Source organism: Microbacterium sp. Leaf161, from assembly GCF_001423645.1.
Lineage (GTDB): Bacteria > Actinomycetota > Actinomycetes > Actinomycetales > Microbacteriaceae > Microbacterium > Microbacterium forte.
Genome location: NZ_LMOW01000001.1, coordinates 1,619,914 through 1,636,735 on the forward strand (window position 1 = coordinate 1,619,914; position 16,822 = coordinate 1,636,735).

Genomic DNA, 16,822 nt, shown 5'->3' on the forward strand with positions numbered 1-16,822 from the left:
TCAGCACAGACTTCGGCCGAAGGCCCTGAACCCGTCTATTCCGCCGGCCGCCGAAAGTTCATGCTGAGTTGTGAACCGGGAATGACGAGAACTGCAGACCTGGGTCAGAGGACGAGCCGGTAGCCCATCCCCGACTCGGTGAGCAGATGCACGGGAGCGCTGGGCTCGGCCTCGAGCTTCTTGCGCAGCTGCGACATGTACAGCCGCAGGTAGCCGGAATCGGAGACCTGCTCGCTGCCCCAGATCTCCTTCAGCAGATCCTGCCGGGTCACCAGGGCGCCCGGGTGTCGGGCGAGATGCTCGAGCATGCGCCACTCGGTGGGTGTGAGATGAACCCGCGTGCCCGCCCTGGTGACGGTCTTCGTCGCGAGGTCGACCACGACGTCGCCGAATCCGACGGTCGACTCGCCGCCGGCCGGAACCGACCGGCGAGACAGCGCCCTCAGTCGTGCGAGCAGCTCGTCGACCTGGAACGGCTTGGTGACGAAGTCGTCGGCTCCGGCGTCCAACGCCTCGACCTTGTCGGCTGACCCGGTGCGGCCGGAGACGACGATGATCGGCACGGTCGTCCAGCCGCGCAGCGCCTGGATCACCTCGATGCCGTCGAGCCGCGGCATGCCGAGGTCGAGCATGATGATGTCGGGGTGCGTCTGCGCGGCGGCGGCCACGGCAGCGGCACCGTCAGCGGCCACGACCACCTCGTAGCCGTGGGCGGCGAGGGTGATGCGCAACGCGCGCACCATCTGCGGGTCGTCATCGGCGATGAGGAGCTTCACTCCGTCTCCTCCTGCGTGAGATCGGGCTCTCCTGCCAGCGGCAGCGAGATGACCATGGTGAGTCCACCACCCGGGGTGTCCTCGGGTGTCAGGGTACCGCCCATGCCCTCGGTGAACCCGCGCGACAGCGCGAGGCCGAGGCCGAGGCCTGCGGTGTTGTCGGTGTCGCCGAGGCGCTGGAACGGCTGGAAGATGCGGTCGTGCTTCTCGGCCGGCACGCCCTTGCCCCGGTCGATGATGCGGATCTCGGCGCGCTCGCCGAGCGTGCTCGTCGACACGATCACGCGGCTGTCGGTCGGTGCGTGCCGGTGCGCGTTCGCGATCACGTTCACGAGCACCCGCTGCAGCAGCACCGGATCGGCCGACACCGCGGGGAGGTCGGCATCCAACGCCAGCTCCACATCGTCGGGGCCGAGACCGAGTTCGTCGACCGCCGCCAGCACAGGACCCGCGACATCGAGTCGCATGTTCGAGACGGCGAGCACTCCCGCCTGCACGCGGCTGACGTCGAGCAGGTCGGTGACCAGCGACGACAGGGTGGCGAGGCTCTCATCCGCTGTGGCGAGCAGTTCTTCCCGATCGGATGCCGACAGGCCGTGCGCCCCGCGGAGTCCGCCGATCGCGGCGACGGCCGACGCGAGCGGGCGGCGCAGGTCGTGGCTGACGGCCGAGAGCAGGGCACTGCGCACCTGGTCGGTCTCGGCGAGAGCGGCGACCTCGCGCGCTGTGGCACGCAGGTCTGTGTGCTCGATCGCCGCCGCGAGCTGCGCGACGATCGCGTCGAGCAGTCGCCGGGCGGGGGTGTCGAGGGGCTCGCCGTGCAGCTCGAGCACAGCGGGAGACGATCCGCCCGCCCCGACCGGAATCGAGGTGGCCCGACCGTCGGGCACGGGTTCGCCGTCGCTCGCCAGCACCTCGCCCTCGGCGGTGAGCAGGCGCACACCGGTGAGGCCGAAGGCCTCGCGCGTGCGACTGACCATGGCGAGCACGGCGTTGTCTCCGCGGAGCACGTTGCCGGCGACCGCGGCGAGGAGCTCGGCCTCGGCGGCGGCACGCTGGGCCGTGCGGGCTCGCCGTGCGGCCTGGTCGACGATGATGCTGACGAGGATCGCGATGATCACATAGAGCGCGAGGGCGAGCACGTGCAGCGGATGCGCGATCGTGATGGTGAAGATCGGCGAGACGAACAGGAAGTCCAATGTGATGCCCGAGAGCACCGCCGCGAAGACGGCCGGTCGCAGCCCGCCCACGAGCGCGACGATCACCACGAGCAGCTGGAAGGCCAACACCTCGACCGTGATCGACTCGGGACTGCGGAAGGCGAACATCGCCCACGAGAGCAGCGGTCCGACGATGAGCGCGATCACGAAGCCGAGCAGCTGACGCCGCCAGCCGAGCGCGCCGCCGGTGATGCGGGGGAGCGCAGCGCGCCCGCCCGCGGCGGCGTGCGTCACGATGTGCACGTCGATGTCGCCCGAGCGGCGGATGACCTCCGACCCGATGCCGGGTCCGGTGAGCGCGGCCGCGAGGCGACCGCGACGACTGACGCCGATCACGAGCTGCGTGGCGTCGGCGCCGTGCGCGAACTCGACGAGGGTGCCGGGGATGTCGTCGCCGATGATCTGGTGAAAGCTGCCGCCGAGCGACTCGACGAGTGAGCGCTGAGCGGCCAGTGCCCCCGGGGTCTCGTCGCGGAGGCCGTCTTGCGCGGCGATGTGCACTGCGAGCAGCTCGCCACCGGCCGAGCGGGCGGCGATGCGGGCCCCTCGACGCAGCAGCGTCTCGCCCTCGGGGCCGCCGGTGAGGGCGACGACGACGCGCTCGCGCGCCTGCCAGGTGCCTTCGATGCCATGGTCGGCGCGATAGCTGCGCAGCGCGCTGTCGACCTCGTCGGCCAGCCACAGCAGCGCGAGTTCACGCAGCGCCGTCAGGTTTCCGAGGCGGAAGTAGTTCGACAGCGCCGCGTCGATCCGCTCGGCCGGATACACGAGGCCGGCCGACAGCCGATCGCGCAGCGACTGCGGCGCCAGGTCGACGACCTCGATCTCGTCGGCGGCGCGCACCACGGCATCCGGGATCGTCTCCTGCTGAGCGATGCCGGTGATCTTCTCGACCACGGCGTTCAGCGACTCGATGTGCTGCACATTCACGGTCGTGACGACGTCGATGCCGGCGTCGAGCAGCGCGTCGACGTCCTGCCAGCGCTTCGCGTTCTGCGAACCGGGGGTGTTGGTGTGGGCGAGCTCGTCGACCAGCGCGATCTCGGGGTTCCGCGCGAGAACCGCCTGCAGGTCCATCTCGGTCAGCGGCACGCCTCGGTGCAGATCGGTGCGGCGGGGTACCTCGGGGATGCCGATGGTCTGCGCCGCCGTCGCCGCGCGCTCGTGCGTCTCGACGATCGCGATCACGACGTCTCGACCCTCGTCGAGCAGTCGGCGACCTTCGACGAGCATCTCGTAGGTCTTGCCGACACCGGGGGCTGCGCCGAGCAGCACGCGGAGTCGGCCGCGCCGCGGCATCCGCTCTGCTGTCATCAGCCCTCCTGCTCATCGAGCGCGAGATTGAGTTCGGCGACGTTGATGCGTTCTTCGCCGAGGAATCCCAGATCCCGCCCTTGAATCCTAGACTCCACGAGGTCGCGCACCTGCTGCTCGGGCAGTCCGCGCTCCTCGGCCACCCGCGGCACCTGCAGCAGGGCGTAGGCGACGCTGATGTGCGGGTCGAGGCCCGAGCCCGATGCCGTCACGGCGTCGGCCGGCACCGCATCCGGGCTCGCTCCCTCACGCTCGGCGATGGCCGTCTTGCGCTCGGCGATCGATGCGACGAGGTCGGGGTTCTCGGGGCCGAGGTTGCTGCCGCTCGAGCCCGCCCCGTCGTAGCCGTCGCCGGCGGCCGACGGACGCGACTGGAAGTACTCGGCAAGCGCCTCGCCGTCGGCATCCGTGAAGGACTGCCCGATCAGCGAGCTGCCCTTGCCGTCAGCGAGCGGAGAGCCGTTCGCCTGGAACGGCATCAGCAGCTGGCCGATGCCGGTGACGACCAGCGTGTAGCCGACGCCGAGCACGAGGGTGAGCACGAGCATCGCGCGGATGGCGACGCCGGTGGTGCGGGCCACGGTGCGAGAGGAGGACATGAGATGCCTTTCAAAGAAGTCGGTCGTTGAGCGAGGAGCGGGTGACCTCGCCCGGTCGTTGAGCGAGGAGCGAAGCCCCGAGACGAAACGCGGTGAGTCGCGCTCAGAAGCCGGGGATGAGGGTGATCACGAGGTCGATCAGCTTGATGCCGATGAACGGAGCGATCACGCCGCCGAGGCCGTAGACGAGCAGGTTGCGCTGCAGGATCTGCGAGGCGCTCGCCGGGCGATACTTCACTCCTCGGAGCGCCAGCGGGATCAGGAACACGATCACGATCGCGTTGAAGATGATGGCGCTGGTCACGGCGGATGCCGGCGAGTGCAGCTGCATGATGTTGAGCGCCGCGAGTCCGGGGAAGACGCCCATGAACATCGCCGGGATGATGGCGAAGTACTTGGCGATGTCGTTCGCGAGCGAGAACGTCGTGAGGGCTCCGCGGGTGATGAGCAGCTGCTTGCCGATGCGCACGATGTCGATGAGCTTCGTGGGATCGGAGTCGAGGTCGACCATGTTGCCGGCCTCCTTCGCTGCCGACGTGCCGGTGTTCATCGCGACGCCGACGTCGGCCTGGGCGAGCGCCGGGGCGTCGTTCGTGCCGTCGCCTGTCATCGCGACGAGGCGGCCGCCCTCCTGCTCGCGCTTGATCAGCTCGAGCTTCTGCTCGGGAGTCGCCTCGGCGAGGAAGTCGTCGACACCGGCCTCCTTCGCGATCGCGGCGGCGGTCAGCGGGTTGTCACCCGTGATCATGACGGTGCGGATGCCCATGCTGCGGAGCTCTTCGAACCGCTCGCGCAGGCCGTCTTTCACGATGTCCTTGAGATGCACGACGCCGAGCACTTCGCCGTCGGTCGTTGAGCGAGGAGCGAAGCCCTCATTCCCGGTCGTTGAGCGAGGAGCGAAGCCCCGAGACGAAACGCCTCGATCGGCGTCGAACGCTTCGTCACCGCGTTTCGTCTCGGTCGCTGGCGCGTCCTCGCTCAACGACCGAGAGCTGTTCAACGACCGGGGGGTGGCGTTGTCCGCCATCCGCACGGCGACGACCAAGGGGGTGCCGCCGCTCGACGCGACGCCATCGGTCAGGGTGGTGAGCTCGGCATTCGAGTCGAGTCCGAGCCAAGCGCTGATCGCCGAGCCTGCACCCTTGCGGATCTGCGTGCCGTCGGGCAGGTCGAGGCCGGACATGCGGGTCTGCGCGGTGAAAGGCACGACGACCGCTCCGGCCGGCTCCTCGACCTGGAAGCCGTGAGACGCGGCCAACGCGACGATCGACGCGCCCTCGGGCGTCGGGTCGGCGAGGGATGCGAGGGCGGCGACGCGCAGCAGTTCCTCGGGGTCGACCCCCGCGAGCGGCAGCACCTCGTGAGCCTGTCGGTTGCCGTAGGTGATGGTGCCGGTCTTGTCGAGCAGCAGGGTGGTGACGTCTCCCGCGGCCTCGACCGCGCGTCCCGACATGGCGAGCACATTGCGCTGCACGAGGCGGTCCATGCCGGCGATGCCGATGGCCGAGAGCAGGGCGCCGATCGTCGTGGGGATGAGGCACACGAGCAGGGCGATGAGCACCGGGATGCTGACGGGCGAGGCCGCGTATGACGCGATCGGGTTGAGTGCGAGCACCACGACGACGAACACGATCGACAGGCTCGCGAGCAGGATGTTCAGCGCGATCTCGTTGGGGGTGCGCTGACGGCTCGCGCCCTCGACCAGGGCGATCATGCGGTCGACGAACGTCTCGCCGGGCTTCGAGGTGATGCGCACGACGATGCGATCAGACAGCACCCGTGTGCCGCCGGTGACGGCGCTGCGGTCTCCGCCGGATTCGCGGATGACCGGAGCGCTCTCGCCGGTGATCGCCGACTCGTCGACGGTCGCGATGCCCGCGACGATGTCGCCGTCTCCGGGGACCAGCTCTCCCGCCGCGACGATCACGATGTCGTCGCGCTGGAGCTCGGCCGACGAGACGTCGACGGTTTCGGAGCGCTCTGCCGTGGCATCCGCACCGGGGTCATACCCGACGACCTTGCGCGCCATGGTACTGGTGCGGGTCTTGCGCAGGCTTGCGGCCTGGGCCTTGCCGCGGCCCTCGGCCACCGACTCGGCGACGTTGGCGAACAGCACGGTCAGCCACAGCCAGATCGCGATGCCCCAGGTGAACGGCGCGGGCACCGGGGTTCCACCCGAGTCGGCCGGGCCTCCGAGGAAGGGCTCGGCGATCGCGAGCACGGTGGTGAACGCGGCGCCGACCCAGACGAGCAGCATCACGGGGTTGCGCACGAGCGAGGCGGGGTTGAGCTTGCGCAGCGCGCCCGGCAGGGCCTGGGTCAGCTGCGCCCAGCCGAACGCGCGGGGCGGTTCGGTCGAGGCGGATGCCGCGGCATCCTGCTGTTCCGACGGCGTCTCGGAGGGGGTGGTGATGAGGGTCATGTCAGACGAGTCCTTCAGCGAGGGGTCCCAGTGCGAGCACGGGGAAGTAGGTGAGTGCCGTGATGATGACCGTGACGGCGGCGAGGAGGCCGACGAACTGCGGTCGGTGCGTGGGCAGGGTTCCGGTGTTCTCCGGCACGCGCTGCTGTGCGGCGAACGATCCGGCCAACGCCAGCACGAGCACGATCGGCAGGAAGCGGCCGAGCAGCATCGCGATGCCCAGTGCGGTGTTGAACCACGGGGTGTTGGCGGTGAGGCCGGCGAAGGCCGAACCGTTGTTGTTCGACGCCGAGGTGAAGGCGTAGAGCACCTCGCTCATGCCGTGCACGCCGGGGTTGAGGATGCTGGTCGCCTCGACGTCCGCTCGGATTCCCGGGATCGCGAAGCTCAGCGCCGTGCCGACCAGCACGAGGGTGGGCGTCACGAGGATGTAGAGGCTCGCGAGCTTGATCTCCTTCGGGCCGATGCGCTTGCCGAGGTACTCGGGGGTGCGGCCGACGAGCAGTCCGCCGACGAACACCGCGATGATCGCGAGCACGAGCATGCCGTAGAGGCCCGAGCCGACACCGCCGGGGGCGACCTCGCCGAGCATCATGTTGAGCATCGGCATCATGCCGCCCAGGGCCGTGTACGAGTCGTGCATCGAGTTGACGGCACCGGTCGAGGTCAGGGTGCTGGCGCTGCCGAACAGCGTCGAGCCGAGGATGCCGAAGCGCACCTCCTTGCCCTCCATGGCGGCGCCGGCGAGTTCGGGCGCGCTGCCGCGGCCGGCCAGCTCGAGGGCCGAGAGAGCGAAGGTCGAGATCAGGAAGATCGTTCCCATCACAGCGGCGATCGCGTAGCCCTGGCGGTTGTCGCCGATCATGCGGCCGAAGGTGCGGGGGAGTGCGAACGGGATCACCAGGATGAGCAGGATCTGCAGCAGGTTGGTCCAGCCGGTCGGGTTCTCGAACGGATGGGCCGAGTTGGCGTTGAAGAATCCGCCGCCGTTGGTGCCGAGCAGCTTGATGGCCTCCTGTGAGGCGACCGGTCCGCCGGGGATGGTCTGCGTGCCGCCCGAGACCGTGGTCACGTCGGTGAAGCCGGCGAAGTTCTGCACCACGCCTCCCGCGATCAGGGCGATCGCGCCGATCAGCGCGATCGGCAGCAGGATGCGGCCGAGTCCGCGGATCAGGTCGACCCAGAAGTTGCCGATCGTGGTCGAGCCGCGACGAGCGAGGCCGCGGATCAGGGCGACGGCGACGGCGAGGCCCACGGCGGCCGAGACGAAGTTCTGCACCGTGAGGCCCGCGAGCTGCACGGTGTAGCCCATCGTCTGCTCGGGCGAGTACGACTGCCAGTTGGTGTTCGCGACGAAAGACGCGGCGGTGTTGAACGCCAGCCCCTCGGGCACGGCCGGAAGTCCGAGCGACTCGGGCAGGAAGCCCTGCAGACGCTGCAGCCCGTAGACCAGCAGCAGACCGACGACCGAGAACGCGAGGACGCCGCGGGCGTAGGCACGCCAGGTCTGCTCGGATGCGGGGTCGACGCCGATCAGACGGTAGATGCCCCGCTCGGCCTTCAGGTCACGCGGGGTGCTGAAGACGTGCGCCATGTAGTCGCCCACGGGGCGGTAGAGCAGCACGAGGGCGACGATGAGGACGGCGGCCTGGAGGACGCCGAACCAGAGTTCGGCGTTCATCGAAGAGCCGGCGCCCATCAGAACTTCTCCGGGGCGACGAGAGCCACCACGAGGTAGATGACGGCGGCCACGGCGAGGGCGGCGGCGATGATCTCGAAGACGATCACAGTCGTTCCACCCCCTTCGCGACCAGGGAGACGAGGGCGAACAGCGCGAGAGTCAGCGCGATGTAGATGATGTCGAGCACGAGACTCGATACAACTCCCGTGCGGACCGGCATATGGCGATCCTCACGCTTTGCCTACGGGGGCGTGCGGGATGCATGCGAGTTGCTCACGTTCCGAGGTCGCGTGGACTTTTTCGCGCCTCGATGTCGCATCCCGCCGTCGTCGTTCGTGGTGCAGGTAGGAGGCGACCGTTTCGGGTGGTCTCGCAGATGAGAGGCACGGTGACGACGTGTACAACGATCCGATGATGGCGAGTGTTCTCTACCGGCTGGAGGCAGAGGAGGCAGAGCAGGCCATTGAGCGGCGCCGCGTCGCCCTCGAGCATCCCGGCATGATCAGGCGGCCGTCGCTGTGGGCTCGCGCTCGCCGCGTCTGGACGGGCGGCCCTTCTCGCCGACGCCGTGAGCGGCAATGATCATGGTGACGGCTGGTTCGCTGCAGATCCTGCTGGTTCGACCGGATGGAGAGAGCACAGATGACGCGATGGGGCGGCGCCCAGGGGTCTCGTCACGGAACGACGCGATGATTGCGCATGCCGGGCGGTCGCGACGCGCTGACATCGACGTGCGCGTCGCCCAGGTGTACCGCGAGGAGTGGGCGAGGATCGTCGCCGGTCTGACGCGGCGCTGCGGTGATCTCGGGCTCGCCGAGGAGATGGCCGCTGAGGCGTTCGCCTCTGCTGTCGAGCGGTGGCCGGCCGAGGGCGTGCCACCGAATCCGGGCGGATGGATCACCACCACCGCCTATCGCAAGGCCATCGATCGGCTGCGTCGGGAGTCGTCGCGCGACGCGAAGCAGCGGGAGGCACTGATGCTGCACGATCCCGAACCGCCCGAGCCGACCGGCGCCATCGACGACGATCGGCTGCGTCTGCTCTTCACGTGCTGCCATCCGGCGCTGTCTCTCGAAGGGCGCGTCGCCCTCACTCTGCGCGTGGTCGCCGGCCTCACGGTCGAGGAGATCGCGCGAGCCTTCCTGATGCAGGAATCCGCTGTGCGGCAGCGCATCACACGAGCGAAGTCGAAGATCAAGACCGCGCAGATCCCCTATCAGGTGCCCGCGCCTGAAGATCTGCGCGTGCGCATCGACGGGGTGCTGGCGGTGCTCTATCTCGTGTTCAACGAGGGCTACTTCGCATCCGGCTCCGAGATGCCGGCGCTCCGCAGCGAGCTGACCACCGAGGCGATCCGGCTCACCAGACTCGTGAGAGAGCTGCTGCCCGACGACGCAGAGGTCGCGGGGATCCTGGCGCTGATGCTGCTCAGCGAGGCGCGCTCTCCGGCCCGGATCACGGCGAAAGGCGAGCTCGTGCGGCTCGATGAGCAGGACCGCGGGCTGTGGAATCGTGAGGTGATCGACGAGGGCCTGTCGCTTCTCGACGGACTGCGCGGTGCGGTTCCCGGTCGCTACACGCTGCTCGCCCAGATCAATGCGGTGCATGCGGCGGCCGTGGATGCTGAGCACACCGACTGGCAACGCATCGTCGAGCTCTACGAGCAGCTGGAGCGCGTCGACCCGAGTCCGGTCGTCACCCTGGGCAAGGCCGTGGCGATCGCCGAACGGGACTCACCACAGCAGGCGCTGGTCATCGTCGAGTCGCTGAGCGACGCACTGGCGGACTTCCACGGCTTGCACGTGACTCGGGCCGAGCTGTTGCGCGCGGCGGGCAGACCTGCAGATGCCATGGACGCCTACGACCGAGCGATCTCGTTGGCGAGCAACGACGCCGAGATCGCCCACCTGACCCGGCGCCGCGATGAGATCGCGGTGCCACTCGTGCCCGGACCCTCCGGGACCACGTCGAACGGAGAGAGCAGATGAGCAACAAGTACCTCGTGATCCACATGACCGACCCGACTGGCGGCACGATGCCGCAGGGAGAGGATCAGCGCCTGCTCGAAGACTGGGCCGAGGAAGGCGACGCGGCCGGCCGGCTGGGCGACGGTGCACCCGTAGCAGGCCCTGAGGAGGCGAAGTCTGTGGCTGTGCGAGACGGCAAGGTGCTCGTCACCGACGGTCCGTTCCCCGAGTTCAAAGAGTGGTTCGCGGGCTACGACATCGTGACCGCCGAGTCGATCGACGAGGCCGCGAGCTTCATGGCGAAGCATCCCACCGCCGTCATGGGGCGGGTCTACATCCTGCCGGTGGTGAAGCTCCCCTGGGACGAGTGACCACACCCGGCTGACAGGCCGCGTGCCGGACGCTCACCGGATCACGCCCCCACCGGATCTACACTCAGCGAGTGAGTGCGACGCGACGGCGGCTGGGAGCAGGGACGATCATCGTCCTGGCGCTCATCGCCGTGGCACTCGTCTGCATCGTCACGGGCGTTCTCCCGCCCTCGGATGCCGGGGCGCTCGGCGCCCGCATCGCACCGGTGCTCGGGTTCGTCATCGCGATCACGATCGTCGCCGAGCTTGCCCGGGATGCTGCGGTGTTCGACGTCGTCGCACAGCGCCTGGCGCGCTGGGGTTGCGGGCGGGTCATCCTGCTCGGGTTGTTCGTCGTCGTGCTCGCCGTCATCAGCACGGTGTTCCTGTCGCTCGACACCACGGCGGTGATCGTGACGCCGGTCGTGGTCGTGCTGGCGCAGAGCGTCGGCATCCCTCCGCTGCCGTTCGCCCTCGTCACCGTGTGGCTGGCGAACACGGCATCCCTCGCACTGCCCGTGTCGAACCTCACGAACCTGCTCGCGGCACGGTCGATCGGTGACGACCCGCTCGCGTTCCTCGCGCTGAGCTGGGCGCCGACACTCGTCGGGGTGCTCGTGCCCGTCGTGATCCTCACACTGCGACACCGACGCACGCTCTTCGGCGCGTATCGCGCCCCGACAGGCGGTGACCCGTCCGACCGGGTGCTCTTCTGGGCGGCCTCCGGCATCCTGCTGCTCCTGATGCCCCTGCTCGCACTGACCCATGACGTCTGGATCCCCGCGACGGTCGCCGCGCTCGTGCTCATCGTCGTATTCGGCATCCGGCGTCGCCATGTGCTGCGACTCTCGCTCGTGCCGTGGCAGGCGATCAGCCTGGCGGCGGCCCTGTTCGTCGTGGTCGAGACCGCGCACGCGAACGGCATCCTCGACGTCCTGTCGGTCCTCGCGACCAACGGACACGCGCCCGCAGAGCTGCTGCGTCTCTCGGCAGCGGGAGCGCTCGCTGCGAACGGGGTCAACAACCTGCCCGCCTACCTGATCCTCGAACCCACCGCCGGCGACCCGGTCGCGCTCATGGCGCTGCTGATCGGAGTGAATCTCGGCCCGCTGATCACACCGTGGGCGTCGCTCGCCACGCTGCTCTGGCACCACAGGGTGGTGTCGCTGGGTGTCGAGATCCGCTGGGGCAGCCTGATGCTCTGGGGTGCGATCGTCGCCGTGCCGACGGTGCTGGTCGCCACGCTCGTGCTCGCGTTCGTCGCAGGCTGAGACCGTTCATCCCGGCGCCCGCCCCGGGGTAGGGAAAAGGGCAGCGACTCAGGTCACGGGATCTGGGGGAGGTCCGCAGCACGACATGGGGAGTGTGTGCCGGGTGAGGGTCGCTGCCCTACGCCTCCACGCTACGCACATGTCGCCGGATCCGGTGAAACTTCAGTGCCTGATGTATGGTGCGGGGGCATGACACCGGCATAAAGTGTGCCCGTGGGCGACATCAGCGCATCTCTGCCGATTCGGCCGCGGCAGCTGATCCGCGACCAGGTCTTCGCCACGCTCGCCGAAGAGATCATCTCTGGGCGCATGCAGCCGCTCGAAGAGATCCGCGACCAGGATCTGCAGGCCGAATACGGCGTCTCCCGCACGCCCATCCGCGAGGCCCTGAACCGCCTCGCCGACCTCGGGCTCATCGAAGTCAGCACCAACCGGTTCACTCGCGTCGCCCCGGTCGATCTCGACGCCCAGGCCGACCGGGTCGAGACCGCCGTCGCGATGATCGGATACTGCGCGGTCAAAGCCGTGCCGACCTACACCGACGAACAGGTCGCGTCGCTGCAGGGGCGCATCGACGGTCTGCTCGCCGCCGGTCTCGCCGGAGCCTCCAGCCGTGAGGGGCTCAGCCTCTGGTACGCGCTCTGGGGTGAGATCGTGCTGAGCGCCCACAACCAGACGATGATCGACATCCTCGACGGGCAGCTCGCCCTGCACCTGACCAGAACCGTGCCAGCGCAACCGGTCGCCGCCGAGCTCGTCGACTTCATGCGCACGGCGCTCGAGCAGCTGCGCGCGCTGCTCGAGCGACGGGATGGCGTCGGGGTGCGCGAGGTCATCGAACCTCTGTTCCTGAGATCGACGATCGAGCCGCTCAGAGCGGCGGCTGCGCTCGCATCCGCATCCGCATCCAGCGATCCGACACGCATCGGCCGATCACCCGGGGAATGACATGCCCGACCGGCGGATCGACAAGCTGAACTCCACGCGACTGCTGGGAGGGGTCGAGCAGCCACTGCCTCTCTTCACCTCGAGAGCGGATGCCGTCGTCGACTCGCTCGCGCACTCGATCGAGTCGGGCGAGCTGGCCCCCGGCGACCCCTTGTCGGTCACCGCCCTCGTGCAGCGCCTCAATGTCGCCGCCGGCACCGTGCGATCGGCCCTGGGCGCGCTCGAGGCGATGCACCTGATCGACCACCGGCTCAACAGGGCGTCGGTCGTCGTGACACCGACTCCCGCGTGGTTCGTCGCCGTCGCCGCCGAGTGCTCGGGGCTGTCGATCGCGGCGGCCGACCTGGGCATCGCGCACGCGACCGAGGCGCAGGTCACCGAGTTCGCCGCGAGGGCGGCGACCGTCAGAGAACTCTGGGAGACCGACGACAACGACCAGGTCGTCGGAGCAGAGGGGCTGTGGGAGCTGCTCGACCTGCTCGCGGTGTTCTCGCGCAACCGATACCTGAGCGCCCTGCACGCGTCGAAGAGACCTGCGCTGGTGCTCGGCATCCGCTCACTCAGCCGACCTCGCAACCCCGCGATGCTGCGATCGGTCGTCGATGCGCTCGTCGCCGCGGCGAGCGATCGCGACCGTCTCGAGGCGACCGACCTGGTGAGAGACCTCTACACCTTCGTCGTCGACGGAGTCACAGCCCTCTGACCGTCGACGTCCACTCCTCGGCGAGGAGGCCGTAGTTCAGGCCGTCGAGCCACTCGCCCGACCGGTGCAGAGCGGTCTTGCGGCTGAACTCCTCTCGGCGCATGCCGAGTCGCTCCATCAGACGCCACGAGGGCTCGTTGTCGGCGAAGCATCCGGCGTGCACGCGACGCAGCCCGAGCGGGCTGAAGCAGACGTCGATCACGGCGCGGATCGCCTCGGTCGCATAGCCGCGACCTGTGTGTTCCGGGTCGAGCACCCAGCCGAGCTCGGCCTCGACGCCCTTCGCCTCGTCGGCGACCTCGAACTGCGCCCATCCGTCGCCGATCCTGATCATGATGTCGCCGATCGGCACGGGCGCCGCGTCGTCGCCTGCAGGCAGCAGCTCGACGAGGTGCATCGAGGCGAGCCGCTCGGGGTCGAGGTATCGCTCGCGGAACGCCTCGAGGGTCGCAGGGGCGAGCCCGAGCCAGCGGTTCACCTCGGGCAGGCGTCGCCACTGCCACATCGCGTCGACATCGGTCGCGGTCATCGGCCGGATCTGCAGCCGCTCGGTGCGGACAGGCCAGACGTCGGTGCGCGGCGAATCGGTCATCACCCCAGCCTATTGAGCCGTCTGATCCGCGACCCGCCGCATCTCGGCCGCGAGTGCCGCGTTCGTCTCGTCGAATCGCCCTGTGATGTTGTTTCGCACCTCAACCGACTTGTTCTGGCTCAGCTTGGCGCGCGCATCGAAGCGCTCGACACGCATCCTCAGGCCCACGGTGCCCTTCGCCGCGCGCCGCGTGCCGGCCTCATCCTCCGACAGACTGCGCCCGTGCGGCGTGCCCTTCTCGAAATGGTCGGTGAGCTGCGCGAGCATGGCGTAGTTCTCCTCCTCGCTGAGGATCTCGGGTGTGCCATAGAGGTGGGCCGTGACGTGGTTCCAGGTGGGCACCACGTCTCCCGGCGCGTAGAGGCTCGGCGACACGTAGTCGTGCGGGCCCTGGATGATCACAAGGACCTCGTGGTCGCCCAGCTCGTGCAGCTGCTCGTCGGGGCGGCCGAAGTGACTCGCGATCACGATCTCGTGCTCGTCTTCGATCAGCAGCGCGGGATAGTGCGAGGCGACCAGTCCGGTGCTCGCGGGCGACACGAACGTGGCCCAGGGGTTGCCGCGGATGAGGCGCTTGACCTCGAGTGGGTCGGTCATCAGGTAGCGGGGTGTGTGTCGCATCAGGACTCCTCATTCAGGGGGTGGGCGGTGGGTCGGGTGTCGACCAGACGGCTGCGCACCGCGAGTGCGGCGCACAGGACGACGGCTATGCCACCCAGCGCGGTGGGCCAGCCGATCTGCTCGTGAACAAGCAGTGCGGCCCAGGCGATGCTCATCACGGGCTGAACCAACTGGATCTGGCTGACGGGGGCCATTGGCCCGATCGCGAGCCCGCGATACCAGGCGAAGAACCCGAGGAACATGCTGACGACGGCGAGGTATGCGAAGGCGAGCCACTGCACCGGCGAGGCGGATGGCGGGTCGGCGAGCGCCGATCCCAGCGTCAGCGCGAGCATCAGCGGCGCCGCGAGCACGAGCGCCCAGGACACGGTCTGCCATGAGCCGATCTCGCGAGCGAGCAGCCCACCCTCGGCGTAGCCGATGGCCGCCGCCAGCACCGCCCCGAACAACAGCAGATCGGCCCAGTGGAGTTCGCCCAGGCCGCCGTTCTGCAGTGAGGCGAAGACGACCGCCGCGGCGGCACCCAGAGCGGCGAACCACCAGAACGCCCGTCCTGGTCGCTCGCGAGTGCGCAGCACCACCATGACGGCTGTCGCCGCGGGCAGCAGGCCGATCACCACGGCGCCGTGGCTCGCGGGTGCCGCGGTCATCGCGAACGACGTCAGCAGGGGGAATCCTGCGACCACACCGCCGGCCACGATCGCGAGGCGCCAGCACTGCGCCCTGGTGGGCGGATGCTGACGTGTCACCGCCAGCGCCAGGGCGGCGAGCGCTGCAGCGACGACCGCGCGGCCGGATCCGATGAACAGCGGCGAGAGGCCGCCGACCGCGATGCGGGTGAACGGGAGGGTGAACGAGAAGGCGGTGACGCCGAGGAGTCCCCACCAGAGTCCGGGATGCGAGGATAGCGGCGCACGCGTGTGGACGATAACGCTACTCTGTTCTTTCATGAGTCAGGATAGCAGTGACCGAATCGTGGCCGGCCTCCGCCGGTGGATCGCGTCGGCTCCGCCGGGCGCCCGCGTGCCGTCGAATCGCGCCCTCGTCGCGGAGTACGGTGCGAGCCCCGTCACGGTGCAGAAGGCCATGGCGCACCTGGCGCGACTGGGGCTGGTCGAGTCGAGGCCCGGAGCAGGCACGTTCGTGCGGGCGCAGCGACCGCCCCGCGCTGCGGACTACGGCTGGCAGACATCCGCCCTCGGGGCGCCTCCCGCCCGACTCGCCGGTCTCACCTCGACGCAGCGCACCGTCGCCCCCGACGCGATCGGCATGCACTCGGGGTACCCCGCCGTCGAGCTGCTTCCCGAACGGCTCGTCCGCCAGGCGATCACCCGCGCGGCGCGCACCTCCTCGGCGCTCACCCGTTCACCCGCCGCCGGGCTGCCCGAACTCCAGGCATGGTTCGCCGCCGAGCTCGCGGCATCCGCACCGGCAGACGTCGCTCCGGCATCCGCGAGGGATGCTCTCGTGATCGCGGGCAGTCAGAGCGGGCTGAGTTCGATCTTCCGAGCTGTGGTCGGCGCCGGCCAGCCGCTGCTGATCGAGTCCCCCACCTACTGGGGTGCGCTGCTCGCTGCTGAGCAGGCAGGGGTGGTCCTGGTGCCGATCCCGTCGGGCCCCCACGGTCCGGATCCGGATGCCGTCGAGCGAGCCTTCGCCGAGACCGGGGCTCGCGCGTTCTACGCGCAACCCACATTCGCGAACCCGACCGGCGCCAGGTGGCCGGCGGCGACGGGCCTCGCCGTGCTCGAAAGCGTGCGTCGACACGGGGCCTTCCTCATCGAAGACGACTGGGCGCACGATCTGGCCATCGATGGCGATCCGCGGCCGATCGCGGCGATGGACGATGACGGCCATGTCGTCTATCTCCGCTCGCTGACCAAGAGCGTCTCACCGTCGCTGCGGATCGCAGCGCTGATCGCCCGCGGCCCGGCTCGCGAACGCATCCTCGCCGACCGCGCCGCCGAGTCGATGTACGTGAGCGGGGTGCTGCAGGCCGCAGCGCTCGACGTCGTGACCCAACCGGCCTGGCGGACTCACCTCCGTGGATTCAGAGAACAGTTGCGGGCGCGACGGGATCTGCTGCTTTCGAGCCTCGCCGAGCACGCGCCGACGGCGATCGTCGAGACGGTGCCGACCGGCGGCCTCAACCTCTGGGCGCGGCTTCCGGAGGGCACCGATGTCGTCGCAATCGTTCGCGCATGCGAGGCGCGCGGCCTCATCATCTCTCCCGGGTCCGAGTGGTTCCCCGCCGAGCCCTCCGGGTCGTATGTGCGCCTCAACTACGCCCACGCCGACCCGTCGCGTTTCCCGGAGGCGGCAAGAATCCTCGGGGGTGTGCTCGCCGCATCCTGAGCA

Annotated in this window: 15 protein-coding genes; 6 read left to right on the plus strand and 9 right to left on the minus strand. The window is 69.3% G+C overall.

The genetic code is table 11. From position 1 onward, the window contains the following. Positions 1 to 104: 104 nt before the first annotated feature. The 6 genes from ASF87_RS07945 to ASF87_RS07970 all read right to left on the minus strand — a co-directional run bounded on the left by ASF87_RS07945 (position 105) and on the right by ASF87_RS07970 (position 8,119). Positions 105 to 776, minus strand: coding sequence for a response regulator (locus ASF87_RS07945; RefSeq protein ID WP_056375403.1), 672 nt, complete (start codon positions 774 to 776; stop codon positions 105 to 107). Next, positions 773 to 3,295, minus strand: coding sequence for an ATP-binding protein (locus ASF87_RS07950; RefSeq protein WP_056376417.1), 2,523 nt, complete (start codon positions 3,293 to 3,295; stop codon positions 773 to 775). Before ASF87_RS07950 ends, ASF87_RS07945 begins: the two co-directional genes overlap by 4 nt. 14 nt (positions 3,296 to 3,309) lie before the next feature. Beyond that, positions 3,310 to 3,909: a potassium-transporting ATPase subunit KdpC gene (kdpC, locus tag ASF87_RS07955; RefSeq protein ID WP_056375404.1), complete on the minus strand. Its 600-nt coding sequence runs from the start codon at positions 3,907 to 3,909 to the stop codon at positions 3,310 to 3,312. Between the two features lie 103 nt (positions 3,910 to 4,012). Next, positions 4,013 to 6,331 carry a potassium-transporting ATPase subunit KdpB gene (gene kdpB, locus ASF87_RS07960; protein WP_056375405.1) on the minus strand — a complete coding sequence of 773 codons (2,319 nt, stop codon included), beginning with the start codon at positions 6,329 to 6,331 and terminating at the stop codon, positions 4,013 to 4,015. Between the two features lies 1 nt (position 6,332). Then, the gene (gene kdpA, locus ASF87_RS07965) at positions 6,333 to 8,012 is read right to left on the minus strand and encodes a potassium-transporting ATPase subunit KdpA (RefSeq protein WP_056376418.1); all 1,680 of its coding nucleotides are present in this window, start codon (positions 8,010 to 8,012) and stop codon (positions 6,333 to 6,335) included. 17 nt (positions 8,013 to 8,029) lie between these two features. Continuing rightward, a complete protein-coding gene (locus ASF87_RS07970; protein ID WP_056375406.1) occupies positions 8,030 to 8,119 on the minus strand; it encodes a potassium-transporting ATPase subunit F in 90 nt (29 codons plus the stop codon). A gap of 582 nt (positions 8,120 to 8,701) precedes the next feature. On the opposite strand from ASF87_RS07970, the gene ASF87_RS07975 reads away from it, so the two are divergent. The 5 genes from ASF87_RS07975 (at position 8,702) to ASF87_RS07995 (ending at position 13,251) form a co-directional block, all read left to right on the plus strand. Next, entirely contained in the window at positions 8,702 to 10,000 is a 1,299-nt protein-coding gene (locus tag ASF87_RS07975) for an RNA polymerase sigma factor (protein WP_056376419.1), read from the plus strand. Beyond that, entirely contained in the window at positions 9,997 to 10,350 is a 354-nt protein-coding gene (locus ASF87_RS07980; RefSeq protein ID WP_056375407.1) for a YciI family protein, read from the plus strand. The genes ASF87_RS07975 and ASF87_RS07980 overlap by 4 nt, the downstream gene beginning before the upstream one ends. Before the next feature lie 71 nt (positions 10,351 to 10,421). Next, a complete protein-coding gene (locus tag ASF87_RS07985) occupies positions 10,422 to 11,600 on the plus strand; it encodes an SLC13 family permease (protein ID WP_200933713.1) in 1,179 nt (392 codons plus the stop codon). 213 nt (positions 11,601 to 11,813) lie between these two features. After that, positions 11,814 to 12,548, plus strand: a complete 735-nt coding sequence (locus tag ASF87_RS07990; protein WP_056375408.1) for a GntR family transcriptional regulator — start codon at positions 11,814 to 11,816, stop codon at positions 12,546 to 12,548. A 1-nt stretch (position 12,549) separates the two neighbouring features. After that, positions 12,550 to 13,251 carry a GntR family transcriptional regulator gene (locus ASF87_RS07995; RefSeq protein ID WP_056375409.1) on the plus strand — a complete coding sequence of 234 codons (702 nt, stop codon included), beginning with the start codon at positions 12,550 to 12,552 and terminating at the stop codon, positions 13,249 to 13,251. Here ASF87_RS07995 and ASF87_RS08000 read toward each other — a convergent pair. From ASF87_RS08000 to ASF87_RS08010, 3 genes are read right to left on the minus strand one after another with little or no spacing between them, the layout of a single operon-like run. After that, positions 13,238 to 13,843 (minus strand): GNAT family N-acetyltransferase, encoded by a 606-nt coding sequence (locus ASF87_RS08000; protein ID WP_056375410.1) that lies wholly within the window; start codon positions 13,841 to 13,843, stop codon positions 13,238 to 13,240. The two genes, ASF87_RS07995 and ASF87_RS08000, sit on opposite strands and share 14 nt — an antisense overlap. Before the next feature lie 9 nt (positions 13,844 to 13,852). Next, a complete protein-coding gene (locus tag ASF87_RS08005) occupies positions 13,853 to 14,464 on the minus strand; it encodes an FMN-binding negative transcriptional regulator (protein ID WP_056375411.1) in 612 nt (203 codons plus the stop codon). Next, positions 14,464 to 15,414 carry a DMT family transporter gene (locus ASF87_RS08010; RefSeq protein WP_056375412.1) on the minus strand — a complete coding sequence of 317 codons (951 nt, stop codon included), beginning with the start codon at positions 15,412 to 15,414 and terminating at the stop codon, positions 14,464 to 14,466. Before ASF87_RS08010 ends, ASF87_RS08005 begins: the two co-directional genes overlap by 1 nt. Here ASF87_RS08010 and ASF87_RS08015 point away from each other — a divergent pair. Next, on the plus strand, positions 15,413 to 16,819 hold the full coding sequence (locus ASF87_RS08015) for an aminotransferase-like domain-containing protein (RefSeq protein WP_056375413.1): 1,407 nt from the start codon (positions 15,413 to 15,415) through the stop codon (positions 16,817 to 16,819). The two genes, ASF87_RS08010 and ASF87_RS08015, sit on opposite strands and share 2 nt — an antisense overlap. Positions 16,820 to 16,822: the final 3 nt, after the last annotated feature.

Excerpts from the sequence above, each read along its gene's own strand:
- ASF87_RS08010 (WP_056375412.1), bottom strand. The coding sequence starts at position 15,414 with ATGAAAGAACAGAGTAGCGTTATCGTCCACACGCGTGCGCCGCTATCC.
- kdpC (WP_056375404.1), bottom strand. The coding sequence starts at position 3,909 with ATGTCCTCCTCTCGCACCGTGGCCCGCACCACCGGCGTCGCCATCCGC.
- ASF87_RS07975 (WP_056376419.1), top strand. The coding sequence starts at position 8,702 with ATGATTGCGCATGCCGGGCGGTCGCGACGCGCTGACATCGACGTGCGC.
- kdpA (WP_056376418.1), bottom strand. The coding sequence starts at position 8,012 with ATGAACGCCGAACTCTGGTTCGGCGTCCTCCAGGCCGCCGTCCTCATC.
- kdpB (WP_056375405.1), bottom strand. The coding sequence starts at position 6,331 with ATGACCCTCATCACCACCCCCTCCGAGACGCCGTCGGAACAGCAGGAT.
- ASF87_RS07980 (WP_056375407.1), top strand. The coding sequence starts at position 9,997 with ATGAGCAACAAGTACCTCGTGATCCACATGACCGACCCGACTGGCGGC.
- ASF87_RS08015 (WP_056375413.1), top strand. The coding sequence starts at position 15,413 with ATGAGTCAGGATAGCAGTGACCGAATCGTGGCCGGCCTCCGCCGGTGG.
- ASF87_RS08005 (WP_056375411.1), bottom strand. The coding sequence starts at position 14,464 with ATGCGACACACACCCCGCTACCTGATGACCGACCCACTCGAGGTCAAG.
- ASF87_RS07995 (WP_056375409.1), top strand. The coding sequence starts at position 12,550 with ATGCCCGACCGGCGGATCGACAAGCTGAACTCCACGCGACTGCTGGGA.
- ASF87_RS07950 (WP_056376417.1), bottom strand. The coding sequence starts at position 3,295 with ATGCCGCGGCGCGGCCGACTCCGCGTGCTGCTCGGCGCAGCCCCCGGT.
- ASF87_RS08000 (WP_056375410.1), bottom strand. The coding sequence starts at position 13,843 with ATGACCGATTCGCCGCGCACCGACGTCTGGCCTGTCCGCACCGAGCGG.